General features: G+C 36.7%; 25 protein-coding genes. 14 read left to right on the forward strand and 11 right to left on the reverse strand.

The annotated features are described in order from the left end of the window. Nucleotides 1–1,884 carry an AHH domain-containing protein gene (locus DKG77_RS12260; protein ID WP_109663354.1) on the reverse strand — a complete coding sequence of 628 codons (1,884 nt, stop codon included), beginning with the start codon at nucleotides 1,882–1,884 and terminating at the stop codon, nucleotides 1–3. Between the two features lie 268 nt (nucleotides 1,885–2,152). Beyond that, entirely contained in the window at nucleotides 2,153–3,325 is a 1,173-nt protein-coding gene (locus DKG77_RS12265; protein ID WP_109663356.1) for a proline dehydrogenase family protein, read from the reverse strand. 91 nt (nucleotides 3,326–3,416) lie between these two features. Between DKG77_RS12265 and aroB the strand changes: the two genes are divergently transcribed. Both aroB and DKG77_RS12275 read left to right on the forward strand, forming a co-directional pair. Next, nucleotides 3,417–4,472, forward strand: a complete 1,056-nt coding sequence (gene aroB / locus DKG77_RS12270; RefSeq protein ID WP_109663358.1) for a 3-dehydroquinate synthase — start codon at nucleotides 3,417–3,419, stop codon at nucleotides 4,470–4,472. Nucleotides 4,473–4,567: 95 nt separating this feature from the next. Continuing rightward, a complete protein-coding gene (locus DKG77_RS12275) occupies nucleotides 4,568–4,903 on the forward strand; it encodes a hypothetical protein (RefSeq protein WP_109663360.1) in 336 nt (111 codons plus the stop codon). 16 nt (nucleotides 4,904–4,919) lie between these two features. Here DKG77_RS12275 and DKG77_RS12280 read toward each other — a convergent pair whose 3' ends face one another. The 3 genes from DKG77_RS12280 to DKG77_RS12290 form a co-directional block, all read right to left on the reverse strand. Next, complete coding sequence (locus DKG77_RS12280) at nucleotides 4,920–5,435, reverse strand: DinB family protein (RefSeq protein ID WP_109663361.1); 516 nt, start codon at nucleotides 5,433–5,435, stop codon at nucleotides 4,920–4,922. A gap of 25 nt (nucleotides 5,436–5,460) precedes the next feature. Beyond that, the gene (locus DKG77_RS12285; protein ID WP_055392737.1) at nucleotides 5,461–5,940 is read right to left on the reverse strand and encodes an Lrp/AsnC family transcriptional regulator; all 480 of its coding nucleotides are present in this window, start codon (nucleotides 5,938–5,940) and stop codon (nucleotides 5,461–5,463) included. A gap of 101 nt (nucleotides 5,941–6,041) precedes the next feature. Next, nucleotides 6,042–7,157, reverse strand: a complete 1,116-nt coding sequence (locus DKG77_RS12290; RefSeq protein WP_109663363.1) for a M14 family zinc carboxypeptidase — start codon at nucleotides 7,155–7,157, stop codon at nucleotides 6,042–6,044. 271 nt (nucleotides 7,158–7,428) lie between these two features. Here DKG77_RS12290 and DKG77_RS12295 point away from each other — a divergent pair, with 271 nt between their 5' ends. From DKG77_RS12295 to DKG77_RS12305, 3 genes are read left to right on the forward strand one after another with little or no spacing between them, the layout of a single operon-like run. Then, nucleotides 7,429–7,812 carry a helix-turn-helix transcriptional regulator gene (locus DKG77_RS12295; protein WP_313789955.1) on the forward strand — a complete coding sequence of 128 codons (384 nt, stop codon included), beginning with the start codon at nucleotides 7,429–7,431 and terminating at the stop codon, nucleotides 7,810–7,812. A 45-nt stretch (nucleotides 7,813–7,857) separates the two neighbouring features. Continuing rightward, a complete protein-coding gene (locus DKG77_RS12300; RefSeq protein WP_109663366.1) occupies nucleotides 7,858–8,235 on the forward strand; it encodes a DNA topoisomerase IV in 378 nt (125 codons plus the stop codon). A 2-nt stretch (nucleotides 8,236–8,237) separates the two neighbouring features. Beyond that, on the forward strand, nucleotides 8,238–9,050 hold the full coding sequence (locus DKG77_RS12305) for a TerC family protein (protein ID WP_109663368.1): 813 nt from the start codon (nucleotides 8,238–8,240) through the stop codon (nucleotides 9,048–9,050). A 3-nt stretch (nucleotides 9,051–9,053) separates the two neighbouring features. On the opposite strand, the gene DKG77_RS12310 is transcribed toward DKG77_RS12305, so the two are convergent. The 4 genes from DKG77_RS12310 to ychF form a co-directional block, all read right to left on the reverse strand. Next, on the reverse strand, nucleotides 9,054–10,010 hold the full coding sequence (locus DKG77_RS12310; protein WP_109663369.1) for a sterol desaturase family protein: 957 nt from the start codon (nucleotides 10,008–10,010) through the stop codon (nucleotides 9,054–9,056). A gap of 66 nt (nucleotides 10,011–10,076) precedes the next feature. Further along, the gene (locus tag DKG77_RS12315; RefSeq protein ID WP_109663371.1) at nucleotides 10,077–12,704 is read right to left on the reverse strand and encodes a DNA gyrase/topoisomerase IV subunit A; all 2,628 of its coding nucleotides are present in this window, start codon (nucleotides 12,702–12,704) and stop codon (nucleotides 10,077–10,079) included. Nucleotides 12,705–12,735: 31 nt separating this feature from the next. After that, nucleotides 12,736–14,586, reverse strand: coding sequence for a DNA topoisomerase IV subunit B (locus DKG77_RS12320; protein ID WP_109663372.1), 1,851 nt, complete (start codon nucleotides 14,584–14,586; stop codon nucleotides 12,736–12,738). Nucleotides 14,587–14,699: 113 nt separating this feature from the next. Beyond that, complete coding sequence (ychF, locus tag DKG77_RS12325) at nucleotides 14,700–15,794, reverse strand: redox-regulated ATPase YchF (protein WP_109663374.1); 1,095 nt, start codon at nucleotides 15,792–15,794, stop codon at nucleotides 14,700–14,702. Nucleotides 15,795–15,982: 188 nt separating this feature from the next. Here ychF and DKG77_RS12330 point away from each other — a divergent pair, with 188 nt between their 5' ends. Then, a complete protein-coding gene (locus DKG77_RS12330; RefSeq protein ID WP_109663376.1) occupies nucleotides 15,983–16,414 on the forward strand; it encodes a response regulator in 432 nt (143 codons plus the stop codon). Nucleotides 16,415–16,433: 19 nt separating this feature from the next. Here the strand turns inward: DKG77_RS12330 and DKG77_RS17015 are convergent, their stop codons facing one another. Further along, nucleotides 16,434–16,589 (reverse strand): hypothetical protein, encoded by a 156-nt coding sequence (locus DKG77_RS17015; RefSeq protein ID WP_165819393.1) that lies wholly within the window; start codon nucleotides 16,587–16,589, stop codon nucleotides 16,434–16,436. Between the two features lie 88 nt (nucleotides 16,590–16,677). On the opposite strand from DKG77_RS17015, the gene DKG77_RS12335 reads away from it, so the two are divergent. Further along, nucleotides 16,678–17,454 carry an agmatinase family protein gene (locus DKG77_RS12335; RefSeq protein WP_109663377.1) on the forward strand — a complete coding sequence of 259 codons (777 nt, stop codon included), beginning with the start codon at nucleotides 16,678–16,680 and terminating at the stop codon, nucleotides 17,452–17,454. Nucleotides 17,455–17,457: 3 nt separating this feature from the next. On the opposite strand, the gene DKG77_RS12340 is transcribed toward DKG77_RS12335, so the two are convergent. Further along, a complete protein-coding gene (locus tag DKG77_RS12340) occupies nucleotides 17,458–17,811 on the reverse strand; it encodes a 4Fe-4S dicluster domain-containing protein (RefSeq protein WP_109663379.1) in 354 nt (117 codons plus the stop codon). 87 nt (nucleotides 17,812–17,898) lie between these two features. On the opposite strand from DKG77_RS12340, the gene DKG77_RS12345 reads away from it, so the two are divergent. The 7 genes from DKG77_RS12345 (at nucleotide 17,899) to DKG77_RS12380 (ending at nucleotide 25,644) form a co-directional block, all read left to right on the forward strand. After that, the gene (locus DKG77_RS12345) at nucleotides 17,899–18,945 is read left to right on the forward strand and encodes an acyl-CoA reductase (protein WP_109663381.1); all 1,047 of its coding nucleotides are present in this window, start codon (nucleotides 17,899–17,901) and stop codon (nucleotides 18,943–18,945) included. 70 nt (nucleotides 18,946–19,015) lie between these two features. After that, nucleotides 19,016–20,080 (forward strand): 3-phosphoserine/phosphohydroxythreonine transaminase, encoded by a 1,065-nt coding sequence (serC, locus tag DKG77_RS12350; RefSeq protein ID WP_109663382.1) that lies wholly within the window; start codon nucleotides 19,016–19,018, stop codon nucleotides 20,078–20,080. A gap of 4 nt (nucleotides 20,081–20,084) precedes the next feature. After that, nucleotides 20,085–21,038, forward strand: a complete 954-nt coding sequence (locus DKG77_RS12355; protein ID WP_109663384.1) for a D-2-hydroxyacid dehydrogenase — start codon at nucleotides 20,085–20,087, stop codon at nucleotides 21,036–21,038. Between the two features lie 69 nt (nucleotides 21,039–21,107). Continuing rightward, nucleotides 21,108–21,749: a DUF937 domain-containing protein gene (locus tag DKG77_RS12360; protein ID WP_109663386.1), complete on the forward strand. Its 642-nt coding sequence runs from the start codon at nucleotides 21,108–21,110 to the stop codon at nucleotides 21,747–21,749. Nucleotides 21,750–21,818: 69 nt separating this feature from the next. Then, a complete protein-coding gene (locus DKG77_RS12365) occupies nucleotides 21,819–22,277 on the forward strand; it encodes a DUF6146 family protein (RefSeq protein ID WP_109663388.1) in 459 nt (152 codons plus the stop codon). Nucleotides 22,278–22,307: 30 nt separating this feature from the next. Then, nucleotides 22,308–22,823 carry a DUF6787 family protein gene (locus DKG77_RS12370; RefSeq protein ID WP_109663389.1) on the forward strand — a complete coding sequence of 172 codons (516 nt, stop codon included), beginning with the start codon at nucleotides 22,308–22,310 and terminating at the stop codon, nucleotides 22,821–22,823. Nucleotides 22,824–23,244: 421 nt separating this feature from the next. Continuing rightward, nucleotides 23,245–25,644: a TonB-dependent receptor gene (locus tag DKG77_RS12380; protein WP_109663392.1), complete on the forward strand. Its 2,400-nt coding sequence runs from the start codon at nucleotides 23,245–23,247 to the stop codon at nucleotides 25,642–25,644. Nucleotides 25,645–25,662 lie beyond the last annotated feature (18 nt).

Below are 25,662 nucleotides of genomic sequence, written 5' to 3' on the forward strand. Positions count from 1 at the left end.
CTATGGGTAACTGATTAAATCTGCTATTTGTCCCAAGTTAAGATTTGGATTACTGGAAATCAAGTTTTCCATGTAATTTGCAAAGGAAGTTAATTCATTATAAGCTTGTAAATCACTCATCCCTGGATTTAAACTACTTATATTACTCAAAATTGTTCCAACTTTTGTGTTATAGGATTGATGACCTAGCAAGTGATTTGAGGCATTGAAGGGAAGCCCATTTAAAGCTTCATTCATATGAAAAGCGTTTTTGGATTTAGCCGCCTGCTGAACAATATTTAGATTTCCGAATTCCCAAGGAATTATGTGGTGCGCATGGTTACCTGTACCTTTTGTTTTTAGAATCTTAGCCAATTGCCCTCTATCACCAAAAGAAATTATATTATTTGCCTGAACTACCCATTTCAATGTAGTTTTTGATCCATTACCTAGATCAACCAACTTTTTGGCATACTTGGCTCCCGTAGCCCACCAACCTGCTATTGGAATGGCCGCGGCATAACTGAGAGTGGCATTAACCCCATCATCTTCAATAGTGTATATAAACCCGTTTACTAAATCGCAAACTTCTCCTATTACTGGCACTAAACCTCCTACATCCAACAGAAGATGTACCATCTCTCTTGACGCTTCCCAATAAACCTTCCAATCGGGCCAATTATGGTTCTCCAGTTTTATTATTGCGCATTGCATTGCAAAGTTGGCTGCAAAGGCATTTATTGTAGCCGGGTCCGTTGTATCAACTGTTACATATTGGTTTATTAGATCATAATATTGAGAATCGTAGGGACCATCAATTTTATCATAGGAGATTACATCAATGGTCATTTTAGCGGCAAATTGCTCAATGGGATCCAAAAGACCTTCAACCAATTCTTTGGCAAAACTTAATGAGGCTGGAGAGTGATTTTCGGCAATCAAGAAATGATTCAACTTGGTTGCATATTGGGCCTCTTCGTTTAGAGCAAGTTTTCTAGTAACATCCAACTGCAGTTTAAACCCTAAAGCACCTACAGCAGAATGGTAATTAATCCCTACTCCAGCGGTTGGATAAACTTCGCAACTATCGCAATCCGCTTTAGCACTTTTTTGCATTGCTGAGGTACTAGGGTTATAGACCATTACAACCAAGCAATCCCCAGGGTGTTGACACACACTTCTCGAGCCAAATTCGTATACTCTACCATCTGGAATTATATGATAGATGATTGTCGTATAGCTGACTGGCACACCACCATATGAGCCTCCTGAACCACTGCTCCCAGAAGACCCTCCATCAATTATTATTTGCTCACAATTTATTGGGTCTCCGTTTGAATCATGTGTTTGGCAATCGCTTTTTAAATAATTGCCATCAGGGAAAAAATATTCAAATGGGTTGAGGTTGATAGTTCCATTGAATTTTGAAAAATCCATTCCGCCTGGAACGTTGTTGTCATAAAAATCTTCAAAGTTCCCCTCATTTATTTCATAACTTAAAACATAAGGTTCTTGCTTTATTCCCTCCGAGGACACTCCAACAATCAAATTATAAAACATATTTGACTGCCCTCCTTCATAGTCAAATTGAAAACTATAATTTATATTCCCATTCTCGTCCCATGTTTTTCTAACATTTTCACTATCAACTTTTACCCCTTCCTTTTTATTTTCAATTAATTCCTCTTTAAAAATATCTTTGCCAGCTTTGGAAAAAATATATTCTTTAATATCTGGGATTTCATCAATGTTCAAGTTTTTACCAGCAAAGGGATATCCATCAAGATACTCAACAGGCGATGAATCTATATCTTCTTTAATAATCTCTACTTTTTCCGTTTCACAGCTAATAAAAAATACTACAGTGAATAGGGTTGCAAACAACTTAGAAATAAGTTTTTTCATGACTCAGTTTTTTAGTTAGGATTAATAGTGTTGCTTTTCTGCAAACTATTTGATGTCATGAAATTGTTAGAAATTTTAGGGAATAGCAACTGAGATTTTGCTCAATTTATAAATTGTAGTATCCATTTATAAATTGACTTAAATTAAAAAAACTAAAACAAAGTTTAGTACTAAAAGAGTAACCTTGAGTTTGTGAAAAATTCACAAAACAACAGAAATCACGAGAACAACCTACTTTAAATAATAGAAGTTTTGGGGTGTAATAAAACTAAAGATCAAGCTTTCGTCTTTTCTTTTCCTTTTGTAGCAATCCCAGTTCCCTAGTAGTCTGCCCAGCAACCGAGGTATTTTCTTCTGCCCTTCTTATAAGGTAGGGCATAACATCTTTAACTGGTCCGTAGGGAACATATTTGGCGACGTTGTAGCCTTCTGCCGTTAAATTGTAAGTAATATGATCGCTCATTCCATAGAGTTGCCCAAACCAGATATTGGCATGGGAAGCCTTTATACCCTCATCCTTCATTTGAGAAATTAGCTTTAAGCAACTCTCTTCATTATGTGTGCCGGCAAAAATTGAAATAGTGTCCAAATGATTCATCATATAAGCAATAGCGGCATCAAAATTTTCATCGGTTGCTTGCTTTGATTCGCATATTGGACTTTTATAACCCTGTTCCTTTGCCCTTTCGTTTTCTTTCTCCATGTAGGCGCCGCGCACTACCTTCAATCCAACTTTAAAGTTTTCAGATGTTGCAGTGTCATTCAATTCCTTTAAAAACTCCATCCTGTCCCATCGGTACATTTGTATGGTATTGAACACAACCGCTTTTTCTTTATTATATTTCCTCATCATATCCAAGGAAATAACATCAGCAGCATCTTGCATCCAACTTTCTTCTGCATCGATCAACAAGCATACGTCAAGATCATGGGCTTTTTTACACACTTGGTCATAACGGTTCAAGACACGTTTCCATTCTTCAGATTCAGCATCGCTTAGCGCCTTACCAGCACATACCTTCTCGTATAGTTCAAAACGTCCAAATCCTGTGGGTTTAAATACTGCAAATGGAATAGCTGCTTTTTCCTTTACAAAATCTAGGACTTCCAAAGTCTTGTTCAAAGCAAAATCAAATTGATCTTCCATTTCTTTGCCTTCAACAGAATAATCCAAAATGGAGCATACTCCACTCTCGTACATTTTGTCTATAATTGGCATACAATCTTCTTCACTTACACCACCGCAAAAATGATCAAAAACCGTAGCCCTAATTAAACCTTCAATTGGAAGATGTGCCTTAATGGCAAAATTGGTGACAGCTGTTCCTATTTTCACCAATGGTTCATTTGCAATGAGTTTAAACAGGAAATAAGCGCGTTCTAATTCCGAGTCCGTTTTTAATTGAAATGCTATTGCAGTATTCTCAAAATTTGGGTACATTATTATCAATCTATTAAAGATTCAAATATAAGTAGTGATTTTAGAACATTATCTATAAAAATAGTCTTTATTTAGCAGCGCAAATTTGATTATGGAATCCATAAAATCGCATTCATACGAAGTCCACTTAGAGGAACTGGCAGAAGCTGCTCTTAGACAACACATTGCAAAAAGCAATTACTCTAAGGTGTTTGTTTTAGTAGATGAGAACACTAAAAAGAAATGCTTGCCCATTTTTAAAGAAAAACTTGGTGAAAGGGCAGATGTGATTTTGGAAATCCAATCTGGGGAGAATCACAAAAATATAGCTACTTGTTCCAAGGTCTGGGAATTGTTATCTCACCATAATGGAGATAGAAAAAGTCTTTTATTAAATCTTGGCGGGGGTGTTCTAACAGATTTGGGTGGATTTGTGGCATCTACTTTTAAGCGTGGCATAGATTTTATAAATATTCCCACTACCCTATTATCTATGGTAGATGCGTCTATCGGGGGAAAGACCGGAGTGGATTTAGGGTCGTTAAAAAATCAGATTGGGGTCATAAATCAGCCTCAAATGGTACTTGTATTCCCTGAGTTTCTTAAAACATTGGAAACCCGGCAACTAAAAAGCGGATACTCGGAAATGTTGAAGCATGGTCTAATTATGGACGCCGATTATTGGAAGGGTCTTAAAGAAAAGAATGAATTTACAGATGCGCTCTGCATTAAAAAATCCATTGCCATAAAAAATGATGTGGTCATCCAAGATCCTACAGAACTGGGTTTAAGAAAGATTTTGAATTTTGGACATACACTTGGTCATGCCATTGAATCTTATTGCTTGGAAAACCCAGAAAGGGAAACGCTTTTACACGGTGAGGCAATCGCGATAGGAATGATTCTGGAAAGCTATCTTTCACATGAGCTAAAAGGGTTGTCCAAATTGTCTGTTCAGGAAGTAAAGGAAACTTTTTTAAAACATTTTGGACGTGTTTCTTTTGACACTGCAGATATTAAAGCCATCCTAAAGCTTTTAAAATATGATAAGAAAAATTCGCACGGTGATGTGAATTTTGTACTGCTTCAAGAAATAGGAACCGCCCTTACCGATATTAAAGTTCCCCATGACCTTTTTAACAAAGCATTTGCTTACTACGCAGAATAGCAAGTAGATATACTAAAAATTGATATTGACAACTCTTTGGATTTATCAGATTTAAAAATTCATAGCTTAGGATAGGAAATCAAAAACCATCCAGTATGAAACGAATATTGATAGATTACAAAAAATTAGACCATAAGGTCGCAGCAACTCTTATAGATTCTTATCCCTACGGTTATGGCGATGAGGACATTATTACCCTTAAAAAACCAAATGGTGACATCATTGAAGCTGTAGAAGTAAAAACAGACAGTGCAGTCTATTTAGTTAAAATAAGCAAGAGTCTCTCTAAGTTCATCGCAAATTTTGAAGAGAACATTGAAAAAGAATTAGATAAGAATGTAAAACCAGAGATGGTTCTTGATTCTGAAGAAGGTGAATTCCCTAATCAAGAATTAGAATCAGATGGTGATTTAGAAACGGATAGCCTATAAAAAAAACTACTCTAACCTAAATATAGCGTTCTCGGATTATTTTTAAATGATGGGCCTGGTGCCCACATATGATAAAGCCTATTGCCCTTGTACTCATTGGAGAGTCACTGGCAAACCCTATTCTCTTTAAGGCGCTATCATCAAAAGATTTAAAAAGACTAATTGTAGCGTTTCTTACTGCTTGGTATTCGTCCTGAATTCCCTTTTTTGTTTTTCTTGAGGCATTTGATTCTGGCACATAAACATCTTGGTCAAAGCCAGCTAAAGGAGTATTATCGTTTCTTGCAAATCTTAATGCCCTGTATTGAAACACACGCTCGGCATCAATGATATGCATTAAAACCTCTGCCAGTGTCCATTTTTCCTCAGCATAGGAATAATTAAGCTTTTCTTCTGGAAATTCTTCCATGAAAGATGAAAAATCATTTTTCCCTTCTTCAAGGCTATCCAACAAGTGAACATCCCCCAATGCTTTGATATAGGTATGGTAATAGGGATTATATTCAGAAACAGGTAAATCTGAGCTCAGCATGATAATTAAGAAAATGAATTAAAGATTACAATTCGTTGAAAATAGTATGCATTAGACGTTTCTTGTCATTAATGCTTTCTTCCAATGAAATCATTGTTTCTGTTCTACTTATGCCATCAATGTCATCAATCTTAAAGATGATGTTCTTTGCATGCGTGGTATCCTTGGCCCTTATTTTACAAAAAATATTAAACTTACCAGTGGTGATATGAGCAACGGTAACGTAAGGAATTTGGTTAAGGCGTTCCAAAACAAATTTTGTTTGATGGGTCTTTTCAAGAAAGATACCAACATATGCTATAAAGGAATACCCAAGTTTTACATAATCCAGGGTGAGTGAAGAACCTTTTATTATTCCGGATTCTTCCATTTTCTTTACCCTAACATGAACAGTACCAGCAGAAATCAAAAGCTTTTTAGCAATATCCGTAAATGGTGTACGGGTATTATCTATTAACATATCCAATATCTGGTGATCAATTTCGTCTAATTTTACTTTACTCATTGCGCTAATATTTTCAACAAAATTAGTTAATTAAGAAAATATACGTAAAAAAAACGCTTTTTTTTTTAAATAAAATGTAAGAATTAAGTAAAAACACACATCTATTGTTGAGCTGTCAGAATTAAACTGAGAATTTCCTTACGAAAGGACAACGCATCAAAATCTTTTTGGTTAGAGCAATCATAAGTTTCATGTCCAAAACAACCTTTCAATTCGTCTTTATCCACAATCTCAGGTTCAAATAAAACAGTGTTTTCCTTTAAAATTTCTTTAAAACGGAATCCAATAGAATATTTTGGACCAAAGCTTGGATTAATAACTTGGGCATTCTTGACCAAAACATCATAATACATTTTTTCATTTTCTGGAATTTTAAAATAATCACCAGTCTCAAATTCATCAATTCTTTCTTGGGCAATTATGCCAAGCGCCTCTAGCAACGAATAAAAAATAAATTCCCTCGTTTTTTCCCTGTAGTAATCCTTGGCATAATGCCCAGCTTCAAACAGTATGGTAGGCACTTGTTTGGTTTGAAAAAAATCCCCCACACAATTATCATTAAAGTCATCATCATACCTCCCCACCTGTCCTGGGATTTCTTTTTGTAATGCTTTGTTCATGCCAACAATGATTTTCATGGCGCTTTCTCTTGAGGGTGTAAGGTTGCGCCCTATATCACTCGCTGGGGATAAAAAGGAAACCGTTGCAGGTTTTTCTGTTTTACCTGCGCTAAACAATGTTCTTTGATCGTGAAGGTTAAAGCAATAATCAGGTTTAAAATCATTAAAGACATTTCGTAAAACATTGCTCTCCGGTTGTGAAAGCAATTTTGCATCCCTATTAAGATCAATATTATTTGCATTAGTCCTGGTATATCTTTTTGCTCCATCAGGATTTAAAATAGGAATGACCAAAACCCTACAACTGTCAACAATTGATTTGGCAAGCTTATTATCGGAAATCAAAAAATTAAGCATATCCAATGCAGCTTTGGTGGTCGTAGATTCGTTCCCATGCATTTGTGACCACATTAGAATTTTTGTCTCTCCTTTTCCTAGAGTAACAGATTGTATTGTATGGCCCTCAACAGATGTTCCTATGTTCTGAAGCATTGAAGCATCAAAGTTGACAAACCATTTCTCCTGTAATATTTCATGAGTAACATATCGACCCTCTATGGTACTTTCCTTGTAATCTGAATGATTAATCGAAGCCATTAAATTTTGATTAGAATTTACAAAAGTAAATCATCCATAAGTTACAAATGTGAACGATTCTCGAAACTGAAATTTACGATCATCAACTTGTCTTACTATTTAATTTACAAATGTACCATGAAATAATGCATATGTAATTTTATCAAGTTAAGCACCTTTAAAACAGATGTTTACATTCTTTCATTTAATTTTAAAGTTCATTCTTTTTATAGAATTAGCATTGTGTTTTACTTAGTTAATCAGTATTTTTACAAAAATAACAGACACAATTGTGAACGAAACGTTTATAGCGCGTATTCAAACAGTAATCGATCATTACGGACTTACCGTATCCTCTTTTGCGGACAAAGTTGGTGTACAGCGCTCCAGCATTTCACACCTTCTAAAAGGAAGAAACAAACCAAGTTTGGATTTTGTAATGAAAGTAGTCCAAACCTATCCCGAAGTTAATTTGTACTGGTTACTTAACGGAAAGGGAAGTTTTCCATACTCAGAAAATGCCGTAGCCCCCCCTACTCCAAAATCACCTTCAGTCCACATGGAAAATGTGGTTTTAAAAAATGAAAGGGAGTCCAGTTTGAAAAAGGTAGAGGCTTCAAGAATTGTTATCTTTTATACAGATGGAACTTTTGAATCCTATGATTTAAAAAAATAGTGAGGTTGTTTATCTATTTCGGTTCTTTCCACTTACTTTGCAATCATGATGAAGCAAATAGTTCTCAGCCTACTACTAATGACTCTCTTTTCTTGCAACGAGCCGCCCCAACGCAACTGCACTAATTTTAAAACTGGAGAATTTTCATTTACGAGTGTTGTAAACGGAGAAGAGAAGACAACTACATTTTCCAGGACCTTAGAAATGGAAGTGGATTATTTTGAAGGAAAACAAGATACTTCTTCTGTTAGATGGATCAATGATTGCGAATATGTTCTAAAAAATGTTAACCCAAAAAGTAAGGCAGAAGAAAAATCAATTCATATAAAAATATTGACAACTTCAGATTCTTCTTATACATTTGAATATAATGCTATCGGAGACAAGCGTAAATTTAAAGGAACCGCACACAAAATACACTAATCATGTTTGAAATCTTTACCAGCCCTGACGCCTGGATGGCGTTGCTTACATTGACCTTTCTTGAAATTATCTTAGGCATAGACAACATCATTTTTATATCTATTGCGGCTGGCAAGCTAGAAAAGCAAGACCGTAAAAAGGCAACCAATCTTGGGCTGGTCCTGGCCATGGCAATGAGAATCCTTTTGCTTTTTGGAATTACTTGGCTCACAAAAATGAAAAAACCTTTTCTTGTGATAGACGAGTCTTGGATTGCTGGAGGCATTAGCTGGCAAGCCTTAATTCTATTTTTAGGAGGATTATTTCTCTTATATAAAAGCACAAAGGAGATCCATGAAAAAATTGAGGATAGAGGTCATGATGAAAGAGAGGTCACAAAATCACGTTCATCGTCATTGACCAATGCAATTGTTCAAATTACGGTAATCAACATTGTTTTTTCATTTGATTCTATTTTAACCGCCATTGGTATGACAAATGGCATTTCTCCCAACCCGACAGATGCGCTGGTGTTAATGATAACCGCAGTGGTCATCTCTGTAATCATCATGATGCTATTTGCCAATCCTGTTGGGGAATTTGTAAACAGGCATCCTTCAGTGCAAGTCCTGGGCTTGTCTTTTCTTATTCTTATAGGTTTTATGTTGATAACGGAAGCGGCACATTTGTCTCATTTAGTGGTCTTCGACAATGAAATAGGAGCCATTCCCAAAGGATATCTCTATTTTGCAATAACGTTTTCCTTAATGGTAGAGTTCTTTGACCTAAGAATGAAAAAGAACAAAAAAGAGAATATAGAGACCTTGGAAGAGTAAACCTTAATTTGGCCTATTATAAGCCAATTCTGGATGTAATTGTTTATGCTTCTTTTGCAGTTTTTGTTGCTGCTTTACAGTAAGAGTGCTCCCATCATGGCTCCATCCAGGAGGGCCAAAAATATACATTAACTTATGGGACAGCTTTTTAGATTTCTTTACATCATTCCATATATCCTTAAACTCATGGGTAAGAATGACAACCGGATTGTATGAATCTGGTGAGTGAATTACTCCGTATTTTACATCAATATCATCATCAAGCTCCTTCCATGTGCCAAACATTTTGTCAAAAATATTTAAAAACCCTCCATGGTTCTTGTCAAGATATTCAACATTTTGGGCGTGGTGTACCTGGTGCATGGTATGTGTATTGAACACTTTTTCTATAAAGCCCATTTTAGGCACGTATACAGAATGTAACTGAAACTGCCACAAAGCTTCAATTCCTAAGCAAACAACTACCATTTCTGGTGGAAAACCGATTGCCGTCATCCACATATAAAACAATGGCTTGTATAATATGGTAAACCATCCATTACGTACCGCTGTGCCCAAATTGTAGTTGTCGGAGGAATGATGCACAATATGCGCAGCCCAAAGAACTCTTATTTCATGGTTAGCCCTATGAAACCAATAGTAAGTGAAATCATCAGCCAATTGACACAAAATCCAAACGTACCAAGCATAACCAAAAGACTCGTAACCCAAGAAGTTTTGTCTGACACCATCAACCAAAGGATTACATAGTTCATATACCCCTTCAAAAAGGACAATAGCAAAAATAACTTTGAACAAGGGGCCTAAAAGAGCAGAACCTATACCCATAAAACCACTTGCCGCCAAATCTTTCCAGTTGTAAAGATGGTCGTCTCCGTGTGTTTTACTGTAGGTTAGCTCAAATAAAATAAAGGCAATAAAAACAGGTACACCGTATACTAACGGGTTGGTAAAATCCATATATAAAATTTAAGCTATTGGGTCAGGTGTGTATAACTAGGACGCCAAAATAGTCAGAAAAAAGCATTAAAACAAAGTAGTTTGCTCAGAACTGTCATCTTTTGAGTCTATATCATCATTAGAAAAGCTTATAGGCTGTTCATCAACCACCTCAATCTCTTCTGGAATAGGTTCTTTGGGTTCTTCAAAAGGTAATGGTTCCAATGTGTTAATATTTTTTACTTTCTCTGATGTAAGTTGATTTCCAATTGCTTTTATGCCTTTTACAGAAATAAAATCCTCTACATCTACTTGTTGATTGGGCTTAGCTTCCTTTCCTCTTGGTTTTGAAAATTCAATTTCAATCATTGGTCTCCAATCTGTTGAAACCAATTCAAGATGGGATTTTGGATGTTCCGAAATCACGATTTCTTCTTTGCCAGGATTCTCAATCAAGAATCTTTTGATATAGTAACGCTCTTTTTCACCTGCATAATGCACGACAGAAATAGGTTTCTTTGGATTCCATTTTTGCAAAACAACCATATCGTCATTAAACCGTGTTAACAAATCCGGTGGAATTGTTTTCACCTTTCCTTTTTGGTCAATAATCAAGAGCAGGTCATCTCCTTTAAAATCACCAAGAAGCTCTCCTCTCCCATCTACATTTAAGCGGCTCACAATATCATCAAACCAAATTTTTCTTGGTTTAAGGGTAGAAACACCCTTTTCCTTTAGTTCTATCCTTTTTACAGGATACTTGGTCACCAAATTTCCTTTGGAAGCTCTTCCTTTGATCAAAAGGTCGGCAAAATCCAAATCCCATTTAAGTTTTTTAATACTTCCTGATTGCCTCAACAAAACAGTAATGGTTTCCGCTTCTCCATTTGGATTAGCAGAGAAATATAGCACATCTGAAGTAGGTTTCCCTCCTGCCAGTTGGTACATTTTATCTCTTGTAATACTTGTAACATTAAACCTTTTAATGTAGCTGGGGCCTCCCCTGCCATCTTTGTAGATCATGTTATAGATAGTGCGGCTATCCTTCTTTTTAAACACGGCGACATGTAGAATCCCTTTTCCAATAAAAGTCTTGGAATCGACTTTGGTCACCATCATCTCACCTTTTTTAGTGAATACAATGATATCGTCTATATCACTGCAATCGGTAACGTATTCATCTTTCCTTAGTGAAGTTCCTACAAATCCTTCTTCACGGTTCACATAGAGCTTGGTGTTTCTAATGACAACCTTGGTGGCCTCTATATCATCAAATACTTTAATCTCAGATTTTCTTTCCCTTCCTTTGCCGTATTTCTTTTTAAGGTCTTTAAAATAATCGATGGCATAGTCCACCAAATGTTCTAAATGATGCTTGGTCTGCGCAATTCTATCGTCTAAACTATCAATAAGCTGTTGTGCTTTTTCCAAATCAAATTTGGAAATACGCTTGATACGGATTTCTGTCAAACGAACAATATCATCTTCCGTTACTGCTCTTTTAAGGTTTTTGGTAAACGGTTTAAGGCCCTTATCAATAGCAGAAATAACACCTTCCCATGTTTCTTCCTCTTCAATATCCCGATAGATTCTATTCTCAATAAAAATTCGCTCTAAAGAAGCAAAGTGCCACTGTTCTTCCAGTTCACTAAGTTGTATTTCGAGCTCTGCCTTTAACAATTCAACCGTATAATCAGTTGAGCGCATGAGCATTTCCGTAACTCCTATAAATAGGGGCTTGTTGTCCTCAATGATACACCCTAAAGGAGATATGGAAGACTCACAAGACGTAAATGCATACAGCGCATCTATGGTTTTATCTGGAGAAATTCCACTAGGTAAATGAACCAGAATCTCAACCTCGGCTGCTGTATTATCTTCGATTTTTTTAATCTTGATTTTACCCTTATCATTGGCCTTTAGGATAGAATCAATTAAAGAAGATGTATTGGTACCATAAGGTATTTCATTAATCACCAAGGTGTTCTTGTCGAATGTTGAAATTTTGGCGCGAACACGAATTTTACCTCCACGCAATCCATCATTATAATTTGTGACATCTATAATTCCGGAAGTGGGAAAATCAGGAAATAGTTTGAAACGTTGCCCTCTTAAATGTTTAATGGAAGCATCAATCAGTTCGTTAAAGTTATGCGGAAGAACCTTAGTGGACAACCCCACCGCTATTCCCTCAGCTCCTTGTGCCAATAACAATGGAAACTTGACAGGAAGGTTTACAGGCTCTTTCTTTCTGCCATCATAAGAGAGTTGCCATTCCGTAATCTTAGGACTGAAAACCACCTCTAGCCCAAACTTTGAAAGTCGAGCTTCAATATATCTTGATGCGGCCGCTCCATCTCCAGTAAGAATGTTTCCCCAGTTTCCCTGGGTATCAATGAGCAGGTCCTTCTGTCCTATTTGAACCATTGCATCAGCAATACTTGCGTCTCCATGGGGATGATATTGCATGGTATGACCAACAACATTGGCGACTTTGTTATACCTGCCATCATCCAATTCTTTCAGCGCATGCATTATCCTGCGCTGCACCGGTTTAAAACCGTCTTCAATTGCGGGAACGGCACGTTCCAAAATTACATAGGAGGCATAGTCCAAAAACCAATCTTTGTACATGCCCGTAACTCGGGTAAGGCTATCTTGGGAGCTCTCTTGGTTTTCTAAACCTTCATCATTCAAATCTTCATTCTCTTCCATTAAGGAGGGGATACATTTATCTGGTTTATAGTTATTTTTCTTCTACTAAGTCAAGTTCTACTTTAAGGTTTTTTATGATAAATTCTTGCCTGTCAGGAGTGTTTTTACCCATATAGAACTTTAATAAATTATCTATGCTCATTGCTTTATCGAGCATCACCGGTTCTAAACGGATATCGTCACCAATAAAATGTTGAAACTCATCCGGAGAAATCTCTCCCAACCCTTTGAATCTTGTAATCTCTGGTTTGCCAGTCAACTTTTCAATTGCGCTGCGCCTTTCTTCCTCGCTGTAACAATAAATAGTCTCCTTCTTGTTTCTGACCCTGAATAAAGGGGTCTGCAGGATATACAAATGGTTTTCCTTTATGAGTTCTGGAAAGAATTGCAAGAAAAATGTTATCAACAAGAGACGTATATGCATTCCATCAACATCGGCATCCGTTGCAATGACAATGTTGTTGTAACGAAGGTCTTCCATTGACTCTTCTATGTTCAAAGCAGCTTGCAGCAAATTGAATTCTTCATTTTCATATACAATTTTCTTGGACATTCCATAGGAATTCAAAGGTTTACCGCGTAAACTGAAAACTGCTTGGGTATTTACGTCCCTAGATTTGGTGATTGAGCCTGATGCGGAATCCCCTTCTGTAATAAACAGTGTGGACTCTAGCCTTCTATCCTTCTTCATATCTTGAAGGTGAACACGACAATCCCTAAGCTTTTTATTATGTAGACTTGCTTTTTTAGCCCGATCACGAGCTAGTTTTCTAATTCCTGAAAGCTCTTTTCTTTCCTTTTCCGCCTGCACTATTTTACGTTGAATTGCTTCCGCGGTGGGTTGATTCTTGTGCAAGTAATTGTCAAGATACTTCCCAACAAAATCATTTATGTACGTACGCACGGTAGGTAACTTTCCACCCATATCGGTGGACCCTAACTTGGTTTTGGTTTGGCTCTCAAAAACCGGCTCCATTACTTTAATGGAAATAGCAGAGATTATAGATTTTCTAATGTCTGAAGCGTCATAGTTTTTTCCGTAAAAATCACGGACCGTCTTTACTATGGCTTCTCTGAAAGCAGCTTGGTGCGTTCCTCCCTGTGTGGTATGCTGTCCGTTTACAAACGAATGGTACTCTTCACTGTACTGCGTTCTGCTATGTGTAAGGGCAACTTCTATATCGTCTCCTTTAAGATGAATTATTGGATATAAAAAGTCTTCCTGATTGTTATTGTCCTCTAATAAATCCTTTAATCCATTCTCTGAAAAGAATTTTTCACCGTTAAAGACAATTGTTAGCCCAGGATTAAGGTAGACGTAGTTTTTGAGCATGCGTTCCACATACTCGTTTCGATATTTATATTTTTTAAAAATGGACTCATCGGGAACAAAACTGACCTTGGTCCCTCTGCGTTTGCTAGAATCCATCAGTTCTTCATCAACCAAGTTCCCTGCCTTAAATTCTGCAGCTTTTAGTTGTCCATCCCTAACAGATTCCACTTTAAAAAAATTGGAAAGTGCATTTACAGCTTTAGTACCTACTCCATTAAGTCCTACGGATTTTTTAAAAGCTCGAGTGTCGTATTTTCCACCTGTATTCATTTTGGAAACCACATCAACCACTTTCCCTAATGGAATGCCTCGGCCGTAATCACGAACATGAACGGTATTTTCTTTAATGTTTATTTCAATGGTTTTGCCAGCACCCATGACAAACTCATCTATACAGTTGTCAATGACTTCTTTTAGAAGAATATAAATACCATCATCGGCAGATGAGCCATCTCCCAATTTACCAATATACATTCCAGGACGCATGCGAATATGCTCCTTCCAATCCAGTGAACGTATGTTATCCTCTGTATACTGGGTTTCTGCCATTAGTTAAGGGTTAATCCTTGCTAATATAAAATTTAGCCACAAAAATAAAAGTGTAGCACGAAGAAAGTAATCAACAAATACTGTTGATATGCTTCTAAATAATTGGAATGGGTTTAAACATTAAACCTAAAATGCATTACATCACCATCTTTTACAACGTATTCCTTTCCTTCCACGCGCATTTTACCTGCTTCTTTCACCTTAGCTTCACTTCCGTATTCTACGTAATCGTTATATGCAATAACTTCTGCACGAATAAAGCCTTTTTCAAAATCTGTATGGATGACACCTGCAGCTTGGGGAGCGGTTGCACCAACCGGAATGGTCCAGGCCCTGACCTCTTTTACGCCAGCTGTAAAATACGTTTCCAAATTTAATAACTTATATGCGCCTCTGATCAACTTGGCAGAGCCTGGTTCAGAAAGGCCTAGATCTTCTAAAAACAGTTGACGCTCTTCATAGGTATCCAGCTCGGTAATATCAGCTTCAGTACCCACCGCTAAAAAAATAACTTCTGCATTTTCATTGGCCACTGCCTCTTTTACCTTTTCAACATAGGCATTTCCATTCGTAGCAGCTTCTTCATCAACATTACAGACATACATTACTGGTTTATCTGTAATTAATTGTAGAGGTTTTACGTATTCAGCTCGATCATCATCACTTAAGGTAATTGCACGTACAGACTTCCCTGTCTCGAGACCTTCTTTTAAACTTGTTAAAACGGCGGCTTCTTTTTGGGCTTCTTTGTTCCCTGTTTTTGCAGCTCGTTTTACCTTATCCAATTTCTTTTCAACACTTTCTAAATCTTTTAATTGGAGTTCCATGTCTATGGTTTCCTTATCCCTAATTGGGTCTACAGAACCATCTACATGCACAATATTATCATTGTCAAAACATCTTAACACATGAAGAATTGCATCCGTTTCACGAATGTTTCCCAAAAACTGGTTTCCCAATCCTTCCCCTTTACTGGCCCCTTTTACCAATCCTGCAATATCAACAATTTCAACGGTTGCCGGAACAACTCGTTCGGGATTAACCAATTCCTCCAATTTCTCCATTCGGGCATCGGGAACGTTAACCACTCCTATATTGGGTTCTATGGTGCAAAAGGGAAAGTTGGCGCTCTGCGCCTTTGCATTGGATAAGCAATTAAACAAAGTTGACTTCCCTACGTTTGGCAATCCTACAATACCAGCTTTCATGTTCGAGTTTTAAGGGTGCAAATATAAGCCCAATTATAAATCAATTTTAAAAATATTGTAAATACAGACGGGTATTAAACTTTTTAATTTTTACAATGGTCGTTAATTTGTGTCCTTTCATCCAAAAGATCAATCCTAGGGGTAATAAACTTATTCCAATACTGTTATAACAAAAATTTAAAACACCGATGATTAATACTGATTGTGATCCTTTTGATGTGTCTTATATTATAGATGATAGTGAGGTTACCTGCAAAATCCATAAAAAACTTTTGGAAAAATCTAGGCTTTCAAAAAGCCAGAAAATGTATTCTTCTCCTGTTCAAGCACTTAAATTTTTAGTGCGAGACATCAAAGCAAAAAAGAAAATATTGGTGTTGTTGGATTTAGAAATGCCCGGGGTGAACGGTATAGATTTTCTGGACATCATAACTGGTCTAGAAGCTTCGGCCCAACAACTAAGCGTATATGTTGTAAGTTCTACAATCCTTGAGCATTTAGACAATTCTGTTATTTACAATTCAATAATAAAAAGGCACTTTAAAAAACCGTTAAGCCCAAAGGATTTATCCCAAAAAAGTGTCATTAATGCTTGTTTTGAGGAATATGCATCATATTAAACAGTGAAGAGCAATCTCACTAGAATCCTTGAAAAAGCATATAAAGTCCAATGACAATGACCGAGATAATTCCCAATATGGCAATTACAGAAAGGGTACAACCTATCTGCTTCCAAAATCCATTATATGTTTCTTCCTTTTCTTGCATAGCACCCAAACCTTTACGGTCTGCCAAAAGTAAAAAGAATTGACGTATTCAGGTTTTCGCAAACGGCATAATAGACAAATAACGGAAAGTGTGGATCAGTTCATAACTTTAATGCATGACAAGAATTACATTGCAAGGAGTATTATACGACGATAAATCATCTTTTTTAAAAGGTCCTCGGTTGGCTCCTCCCTTAATTAGAGAGGCTTATCACAGTAACTCTGCCAATTATTTTTCTGAAGATGGCACTTCAATAACTCCAGATTTATTAAAAGATCAAGGGGATTATAGCGTCTCTGAGTATTTTGATATTGAAAAAATAACCACTGAAAACCTTGAGAAAGGAAGTCCCCTTCTAACTCTAGGAGGAGATCACTCCATTACCTTTCCTATTTTTAAAGTATTTCAGAAGGTTTATGGGAGTATAGATATTTTACATATTGATGCTCACAGCGACCTATATTCCAAACTAGATGGAGATCCCTTTTCCCATGCTTGCCCTTTTTACAACATCATCAAAAATAATCTGGCAAACAGATTGGTGCAAGTTGGCATCCGTACCTTAAATTCTGAACAACGGGAAACTGCTAAAAAATATGGGGTCGAAATTATTGAGATGAAAGATTTTGATGCTACAAAATTACCAACATTTCAAAATCCACTATATCTATCATTTGATTTGGATGCTCTGGACCCTGCCTTTGCCCCAGGCGTATCTCATCATGAGCCAGGAGGTTTAACCACAAGACAAGCAATTAGCATTATACAAGGAATTAATGTGCCTATTATAGGAGCAGACATTGTAGAATACAATCCAAAAAGGGATATTAACAACATGACTGCAATGGTATGTGCAAAGTTGTTTAAAGAAATAGTTTCAAAAATGGTTTAGGATTTAACCGTCTGGGTGCATAAACTTCTGTTTTCCCAGAAGCTCGTCCTCGGTCTCCACCCGATCTTCGTCTGGCACACAACAATCTACAGGGCATACAGCGGCACATTGTGGTTCTTCATGAAAGCCCATGCACTCTGTACATTTATCAGGTGATATGTAGTAAATCTCATCACTTATTGGAACTTGTACTTCATCTGCATTAACAGCTTTTCCATCAGGTAAAACTACGTCTCCCTTAAGGGAGGTACCATCACTATAGCGCCATTCATCAGCTCCCTCATAAATTGCAGTATTTGGGCACTCAGGTTCACAAGCGCCGCAATTAATACATTCATCTGTTATTATAATTGCCATAATTTTCTTTTTCCTTTATGCTAAAATAATTTCAGCATGCTTACTTTTGGGCAAAAATAAACCCTACCAAATTAGTGTACAAATATAATGACGGCGTATCCCTCTACTTTAAAAGCTTTTGTTAAACTTGGAAGTTTTATCGGTGATTTTTGTGAAAATCATAATTCTCCTGCCAGTGAAAGTCACCAAGAGTTTCATAACGTTGTAATACGAGCAGAACTACAGAACAGTTGGTTTAATCAAGAAAATATTTTATTTGCCCTTGAGCAATGGTCAATGCTGCTTACAGAAAAGCATTTAACGGATTGGCTTTCTCACTATAACATTGATGCATCAAAAAAAACTAATACAATTGGTCTGGTAATGGCCGGAAATATTCCTTTGGTCGGATTCCATGACTTTTTATGTGTTTTACTGTCCGGCAATAAGGTTTTGGCAAAACTGTCATCAAATGACACTGTGCTTCTGCCTTTTCTTTCTAAGTATTTGATAGAGGAAGACCCCTCACTTGAAGATAAAATGCAGTTTGTTGAGGGTAAATTTGAAAGCTTTGACGCGGTCATTGCAACTGGAAGCAATAATACAAGTAGATATTTTGAATATTATTTTGGAAAGAAACCGAACATCATAAGGAAGAACAGAAACTCTGTAGCTGTTCTGACCGGAAACGAATCAAAAGAACAACTTAAAGCGTTAGGAGAGGACATTTTTAGGTACTATGGATTGGGATGCAGAAATGTTTCAAAAATATATGTCCCAAAAGACTACAACTTTGATGAGTTTTTTAATGGTGTTTTTCCTTTTAAGGATATTATACATCAAAATAAATATGCCAACAATTACGACTATAACAAGGCAGTTTATCTAATGAGTGAGTTCAAAATTTTGGACAATGGCTTTCTTATTCTAAAGGAAGATAAGAGCTTTTCATCCCCAATCGCCTCCTTATTCTATGAATACTATGACACGCTTTCAGGTCTAAAAAAAGAAATCCAAGAAAACAAAGAACATATTCAGTGTATAGTATCTAATGGAGTGCTAGATGGAGAGATTAATTATGGCGAAACTCAAAAGCCAAAATTAGATGACTATGCTGATGGAGTTAACACCATGGACTTTTTATTACTGCTTTAGAAAAACTAGATCGTTTTCAATCATTTTTGTTTCCAAGAATTTTTCGACCTTTGCCTCTTAATTATTATAAATGAAAAAGCACAATTTTAGCGCAGGACCTTGTATTTTGCCTCAAGAAGTAATGCAGAAAGCTTCAGAAGCAGTTGTTGAACTTGATGGTATTGGTCTATCACTTATAGAGATCTCTCACAGAAGCAAAGAGTTTGTTGCCATAATGGAAAAAGCGCGCTCCTTGGCTCTAGAGCTTTTGGGTTTGGAAGGAAAAGGGTATCAAGCGTTATTCCTACAAGGTGGAGCAAGCACCCAGTTTTTAATGGCCGCGTACAATTTGTTGAATAAAAAGGCAGGATATATCAATACAGGCACATGGAGTTTAAAAGCCATTAAGGAAGCAAAGTTGTTTGGTGAAATAGTGGAAGTTGCTTCTTCACAAGATCAAAACTTCAATTACATTCCAAAAGGATATTCAATTCCGAACGATTTGGATTATTTGCACTTAACTTCTAACAACACCATTTTTGGAACACAGATAAAAAATTTCCCAAAGACAAATGTTCCCTTGGTCTGTGACATGAGTTCAGATATTTTCTCCAGACAGATGGATTTTTCCAAATTCGATTTAATTTATGCTGGAGCACAAAAAAATATGGGTCCCGCAGGAACAACCTTAATTGTTGTTAAAGAAGACATTTTGGGCAAAGTATCACACAAAATTCCATCAATGTTAGATTATGCAGTGCACATAGGAAAAGATAGCATGTTCAATACACCACCTGTATTTCCAGTGTATGTCTCTATGCTAACCATGCAATGGCTAAAAGATTTGGGAGGAATAGGTGCTATTGAAGAGATCAACGAAAGAAAGGCAAATCTTATCTATTCTGAAATAGAATTGAATCCTGTTTTTTCTGGTTATGCTGCAAAAGAAGACCGATCCATAATGAACGCTACATTTAATATTACAGATGACTCACTAAAGGAAATATTTGATGAAAAATGCAAAGAAGCCGGAATAAATGGTCTTAATGGACATAGGTCTGTTGGTGGCTATAGAGCTTCTATGTACAATGCCCTTCCCCTTGAAAGTGTAGGTGTTCTGGTAGATATTATGAGCGATTTAGAAAAAAAAGGATAGGTTAATGAGCAAAATTTTAGCAAACGACGGAATAGCAAAGACCGGAATTGACCTACTTGAAAAAGCGGGTTTTGAAGTAATCACAACGACTGTAGCGCAAGAACAATTGGCCAATTTTATCAATGATAACGATATAAGTTGTCTGTTGGTAAGAAGCGCAACAGAAGCAAGAAAATCGTTAATCGATTCTTGCCCAAACCTTAAACTTATTGGACGTGGTGGGGTTGGTATGGACAATATAGATGTTGACTACGCAAAATCAAAAGGAGTTCATATCATAAACACTCCAGCAGCGTCATCCGAATCTGTTGCAGAATTGGTTTTTGCACATTTATTCGGTGGTGTTCGTTTTTTATATGATTCAAATAGGAATATGCCCCTAGATGGGGATAGTAAGTTCAAACAACTTAAGAAGAGTTACGCTGGTGGTACAGAATTACGGGGGAAAACTTTGGGTTTAATCGGGTTTGGAAGAATTGGTCAAGCAACTGCAAAAATGGCTTTAGGCCTAGGAATGAAAGTTTTGTACAATGATAAACTTGTACCTAAAGCTACTCTAGAGGTGCCTTTTTTTGATGGTCAATCCATAAAATTTGACCTTGAGAACAGCGCTATGGATGACGTTCTTAAAACCTCCGATTTTATAAGCGTTCATGTTCCGGCGCAGAAAACCTACGTTCTTGGTAAAAAAGAATTTGAAATGATGAAACCCGGCGTTGGAGTAATCAATGCTTCTCGTGGGGGAGTTTTAGATGAAGTTGCGTTGGTGGATGCCCTTGAGTCAGAAAAAATAGCCTTTGCAGGATTAGATGTTTTTGAATCTGAACCAAACCCAGAAATACGAATATTAATGCACCCGCAAATATCTCTCACTCCTCATATAGGTGCCGCAACAAAAGAAGCACAACAACGCATAGGTACAGAATTGGCTGCGCAAATTATTAAATTGCTCAAATAAGTTCATTTTAAAGCAGTTAAGCAAAACGTTCTTTTTTGTACATTGTCATTCTAAACTAAACACTATAAAATGTCAGGATTATTAGATTTATTGAACAGCCCAATGGGTAAACAATTGATAAGCGGTGTAGCGGGTCAAACGGGGCAACCCGAGAATAAAACAGCAGATGTGCTAAGCATGGCCATGCCTCTTTTAATGGGGGCCATGAAGAAAAACGCAGCCACTCCAGGCGGTGCGCAGGGCTTGATGAATGCACTATCGTCAAAACACGATGGTAGTATATTGGATAACCTTGGAGGTCTATTTGGCGGAGGCGTTGATCAGGGAGTTATGGATGATGGCGCTGGTATATTAGGTCATGTTTTTGGATCTAAACAACCACAGGTGGAAAATGCCCTAAGCAGTAAATCAGGAATTGATGCTGGCTCGATTTCACAAATTCTAAAAATTGCGGCCCCTATTTTATTGGGTTATTTGGGTAAACAAACAAAACAACAAAATGTGAGCAGCCCAGATGCATTAAGCGGTCTTTTAGGTGGTCTAATGGGCGGAGGCAATACTGCCAACAAACAGCAGTCTTTAATCGAGAGCTTTTTAGACTCGGATGGGGACGGGAGCGTAATAGATGATCTAGCAGGAATGGTATTAAATGGCGGAGGTCAAAAAAAGAGCGGACTTGGAGGTCTTTTAGGAGGTCTTTTTGGAAAATAAGCACGCATCTTAACTTTATTTAACAAAGCCATTTAGATTTCTAAATGGCTTTTTTTGTACTTTAATGTTATGAAAAAGAACGATTTAAATAAATTAATTGCACTCTTCTTGGTTTTAGGATTGTTTGCATCCTGCACTGCAAAAAAAGAAGCACTTGATATTTCAACCAAAGAAAAAGAAGTATTTAATTCCAATGCCGAAGAACAAGTTGAGATAAAAAATGAGGAAACAGAATACGAAATCACCATTATTGAGCCAGGCTTTTATACATGGCTGCAAAGTATAGCGAGACCTGAAGGTTACTATTCTCAAAGCTTCTTGGAAAACAGAAATAGACTAATGGTCATCAATTGGAACCAACGGGTCTTACAGCCTCAGCGCTTCAACCCAAATCTGTATGAACTTCAGATAAACTACGACCCCAACATTGATTATGGGTATGAAGTAAATTATAAACTGTATAACTATTTCATTTATTTTCAACGTAAATACAACCAACGTTTAGGTCCTTTTATACCTAGGATATAATGTGCTATTTTTGCCATCGAAAACCTGTTGATGGAAAAATTAAAAAATCGTTGGGACATTACTGAGAATTGGCATCTTTTCTTTCCTTTTTTCGGGATTTTACTAGTTTTACTTACGGCCTATACCATTGCAAGGCGCATTTTACATTTGTTGGATCTTAACAATACCATGTTAGAATGGATATTTACCTTGGGCGCAGGTTTTGCCATATATTATTTATTGCTTCGCTTTTTTCTATGGTGCTTTAAAAAATTAGCAAATAAATGGCCAGTGGAGCAAAGATGGGAGATGATCGCAATCTTTATTGTATTTGCTGTAACAGGAAGTATATCAGGAAAACTTGCAGGCCCCTTAACGGAATTAATTGGTCTAAAACAAGACACCGTGAGTGGATGGATTTTCTGGACTGCTAGAATTCTGCTCATCTTTCCAATTTACCAGATTTTGTTGGTTTTCTTTGGATGGTTGTTTGGACAATTTCGCTTTTTTTGGAACTTTGAGAAGAAAATGTTGAAGCGCATGGGATTGGGCTTTTTATTTAATTAATTATGTTTTTCTTAACACACCGGAAGCCAACAAATTATTTAGATTTGCTTTGTAATGAAGGATTTTAGAAAAATTCTTGGGCTTTTCCTGTTTGTTTCCTTGATGTTGGTCAAGGTTTCATCATTACACGTGTATTCACACCAAGACGGTGATCAAGAAAAAATTGAGAATTGCAAAATCTGTGATTTGGTAGTTGAAAACCAAGGCATGGAACTTAATCAAGTTGTAAATTCTGAAGCTTTATATACTACATTTCTCAACTTACAAGACAATAACTTTTACTACATAAGTCTTAACACTAAAAAAGACTTTTCTTATCACCTATTTTCTCGGCCTCCTCCTCAACACATTAGTTAATTAGCCAAAACATTCCGTCTTTCTATACGGACTATCTATTTTTTATTAATTTATTTTTTTCAGAATGAAAATAAACATTTTCATTACTCTTTTTCTATTAGTTTCCTTTTATGGGTTTTCTCAAGATTGTAACGATATCCTTACCGGTCAAGTTATGGACTATCATAACAAAACGCCACTTGAAAACGCAAGTATTCAAATAATCGGAAACCCAAAAATTGTGAAAACCGACAGCAAGGGAAAGTTTCAGATTCCAAACCTTTGTCCTGGTGTTTACGAATTGGAAATCTCCCACCCAGAGTGCACTACCACTTTCATTGAAGTAGAGGTAGATAAAATTGCGTGGATTGATATAAAACTTGAACACCACTTAGAGGAACTGGAAGAAGTAAAGGTTGTTGGGGATGCTATTGCTGAGAAAACCACTTCCGCCCTAGAAGAGTCGTTAAGACTTAAAACATTAGAGCAATACAGCTCTGGCAGTTTAGGGGATGCTTTAAAGGAATTGTCAGGTGTTTCATCTTTAAATACAGGAGCTAATATCGTAAAACCAGCTATTCATGGTCTCAATGGCAGTAGAGTTCTAATACTGAACGATGGGGTGCGCATGCAAGATATGGAATGGGGAGATGAACATGCTCCCAACATAGATATCAATGCAACTGGTTCAATTTCAGTAATAAAAGGCGCTTCTGCACTTTTATACGGAGGAGATGCTATTGGCGGTGTTATTGTAATGGAGCAGGCAAGAATTCCTGCTAAGGATACTTTATATGGTAAAAGTATTGTAAATGGGGTGCTAAACGGTAGAGGCGGCAATATAACCACGGAGCTTATCAAAGCATTTGAAAGTGGATGGTACCTAAGAGGTCAAGGTTCATATAAACGATTGGGAGATCATGAGGCTCCAGATTATATTCTCTCTAATACTGGGGTTCAAGAAATAGGAGCTTCTTTGCAGTTGGGGAAACAGTTGTTTACCTGGGGATGGGATGCAAAATACTCCTATTACAATTCTGAAATAGCAGTACTTAGAGCTTCTCATATTGGCAATGTTGATGATTTAATACGTGGTATCAACAATGGTCAACCTGAGATAATCAGACCTTTTACATATGATATTCAAAACCCTAGACAAGAAGTAACCCACCATTTGGGTAAACTAAAATTCTACAAACGATTTGAAGGTCTGGGTAAATGGAATGTTCAATATGATTATCAAAACAACAGACGGTTCGAGTTTGATGTGCGAAGAGGCGAGCGTGATAACCAAGCATCCATAGATTTAGAATTGACCACACATACCTTTTCAACTGATTTTAAATTGGATGCCAAAGAATCATACGAACTTCAGTTTGGTATTTTAGGGAGATTTCAAGACAATTTTGCTAATCCAGAAACCGATGTTAGACGATTAATTCCTGACTATGAAAAGTATGATTTTGGAGCTTTTGTTACCGGAGAATATCGGGTAACTGATGGAATTCTTGTTGATGCAGGTCTTCGTTATGATTTTAACCGTATCGATGCTAAAAAGTTTTACCAAACATCCAGATGGGAAGAACGTGGTTATGATCAAGAGTTTCAAGACCTGATTATTGATGATTTGGGAACACAATTGCTTACCAATCCTATTTTTGATTATCATAATTTCTCTACAACTATTGGTGCACAGTACACCGGGGACAATAGTTCTGTAACTAGAGTTAATTATGCGCTTTCTCAAAGAGCTCCTAATCCTTCAGAACTGTTCAGTGATGGTTTGCATCACTCTGCAGCGCGCATAGAGTTGGGAGATCTTCGTATTAAAAGTGAGACTTCCCATAAAATCTCAGCATCATATCAAAAGGATTTAAATAATTGGGGATTTACACTAGAACCCTATGCTAATTTCATTAAAGATTTTATTCTATTGGAACCAACTGATGCTGAATTCACCAATAGAGGGGCATTTCCTCTTTGGGAATATCGACAGACGGATGCCAGATTATTAGGAGTTGATGCTGCAGCCTATATTAATTGGTCCAATACTTGGATGACTGACCATCAGTTTTCATTTGTAAAAGGTACGGACACTGAAACAGATATTGCTTTAATCAACATTCCGGCGGCTAATCTTAGAAACAAATTGACTTTTACCAAACCGGAATGGAATGATTTTGAGTTTAGCCTAGAAAGTCAGTATGTATTTGAGCAAAATGAGCATCCAGAAGATATTATGGTATTTTCTCCAATACAACAGCAAGAAGTGTTGTTAAAAATAAACACACCTCCTGGCGCCTATCATCTGTTGGGTGTTAGCTCAAAAATGGAGTTTCCATTCAAAAACAATTTAAAGCTAACAACTGGATTAACAGTTAGTAACCTTTTAGATACAAATTATAGAGATTACCTAAATCGTCAGCGTCTTTTTGCAGATGATTTGGGTAGAAATATCATTTTACAATTAAAATTCAATTATTAAATCAAATTTAAATTAAAG

It is taken from the genome of Flagellimonas aquimarina, assembly GCF_003149745.1.
In the GTDB taxonomy this organism is placed as follows: Bacteria; Bacteroidota; Bacteroidia; order Flavobacteriales; family Flavobacteriaceae; genus Flagellimonas; species Flagellimonas aquimarina.

Excerpts from the sequence above, each read along its gene's own strand:
- DKG77_RS12260 (WP_109663354.1), bottom strand. The coding sequence starts at position 1,884 with ATGAAAAAACTTATTTCTAAGTTGTTTGCAACCCTATTCACTGTAGTA.
- DKG77_RS12265 (WP_109663356.1), bottom strand. The coding sequence starts at position 3,325 with ATGTACCCAAATTTTGAGAATACTGCAATAGCATTTCAATTAAAAACG.
- aroB (WP_109663358.1), top strand. The coding sequence starts at position 3,417 with ATGGAATCCATAAAATCGCATTCATACGAAGTCCACTTAGAGGAACTG.
- DKG77_RS12275 (WP_109663360.1), top strand. The coding sequence starts at position 4,568 with ATGAAACGAATATTGATAGATTACAAAAAATTAGACCATAAGGTCGCA.
- DKG77_RS12280 (WP_109663361.1), bottom strand. The coding sequence starts at position 5,435 with ATGCTGAGCTCAGATTTACCTGTTTCTGAATATAATCCCTATTACCAT.
- DKG77_RS12285 (WP_055392737.1), bottom strand. The coding sequence starts at position 5,940 with ATGAGTAAAGTAAAATTAGACGAAATTGATCACCAGATATTGGATATG.
- DKG77_RS12290 (WP_109663363.1), bottom strand. The coding sequence starts at position 7,157 with ATGGCTTCGATTAATCATTCAGATTACAAGGAAAGTACCATAGAGGGT.
- DKG77_RS12300 (WP_109663366.1), top strand. The coding sequence starts at position 7,858 with ATGATGAAGCAAATAGTTCTCAGCCTACTACTAATGACTCTCTTTTCT.
- DKG77_RS12305 (WP_109663368.1), top strand. The coding sequence starts at position 8,238 with ATGTTTGAAATCTTTACCAGCCCTGACGCCTGGATGGCGTTGCTTACA.
- DKG77_RS12310 (WP_109663369.1), bottom strand. The coding sequence starts at position 10,010 with ATGGATTTTACCAACCCGTTAGTATACGGTGTACCTGTTTTTATTGCC.
- DKG77_RS12315 (WP_109663371.1), bottom strand. The coding sequence starts at position 12,704 with ATGGAAGAGAATGAAGATTTGAATGATGAAGGTTTAGAAAACCAAGAG.
- DKG77_RS12320 (WP_109663372.1), bottom strand. The coding sequence starts at position 14,586 with ATGGCAGAAACCCAGTATACAGAGGATAACATACGTTCACTGGATTGG.
- ychF (WP_109663374.1), bottom strand. The coding sequence starts at position 15,794 with ATGAAAGCTGGTATTGTAGGATTGCCAAACGTAGGGAAGTCAACTTTG.
- DKG77_RS12330 (WP_109663376.1), top strand. The coding sequence starts at position 15,983 with ATGATTAATACTGATTGTGATCCTTTTGATGTGTCTTATATTATAGAT.
- DKG77_RS12335 (WP_109663377.1), top strand. The coding sequence starts at position 16,678 with ATGACAAGAATTACATTGCAAGGAGTATTATACGACGATAAATCATCT.
- DKG77_RS12340 (WP_109663379.1), bottom strand. The coding sequence starts at position 17,811 with ATGGCAATTATAATAACAGATGAATGTATTAATTGCGGCGCTTGTGAA.
- DKG77_RS12345 (WP_109663381.1), top strand. The coding sequence starts at position 17,899 with ATGACGGCGTATCCCTCTACTTTAAAAGCTTTTGTTAAACTTGGAAGT.
- serC (WP_109663382.1), top strand. The coding sequence starts at position 19,016 with ATGAAAAAGCACAATTTTAGCGCAGGACCTTGTATTTTGCCTCAAGAA.
- DKG77_RS12355 (WP_109663384.1), top strand. The coding sequence starts at position 20,085 with ATGAGCAAAATTTTAGCAAACGACGGAATAGCAAAGACCGGAATTGAC.
- DKG77_RS12360 (WP_109663386.1), top strand. The coding sequence starts at position 21,108 with ATGTCAGGATTATTAGATTTATTGAACAGCCCAATGGGTAAACAATTG.
- DKG77_RS12365 (WP_109663388.1), top strand. The coding sequence starts at position 21,819 with ATGAAAAAGAACGATTTAAATAAATTAATTGCACTCTTCTTGGTTTTA.
- DKG77_RS12370 (WP_109663389.1), top strand. The coding sequence starts at position 22,308 with ATGGAAAAATTAAAAAATCGTTGGGACATTACTGAGAATTGGCATCTT.
- DKG77_RS12380 (WP_109663392.1), top strand. The coding sequence starts at position 23,245 with ATGAAAATAAACATTTTCATTACTCTTTTTCTATTAGTTTCCTTTTAT.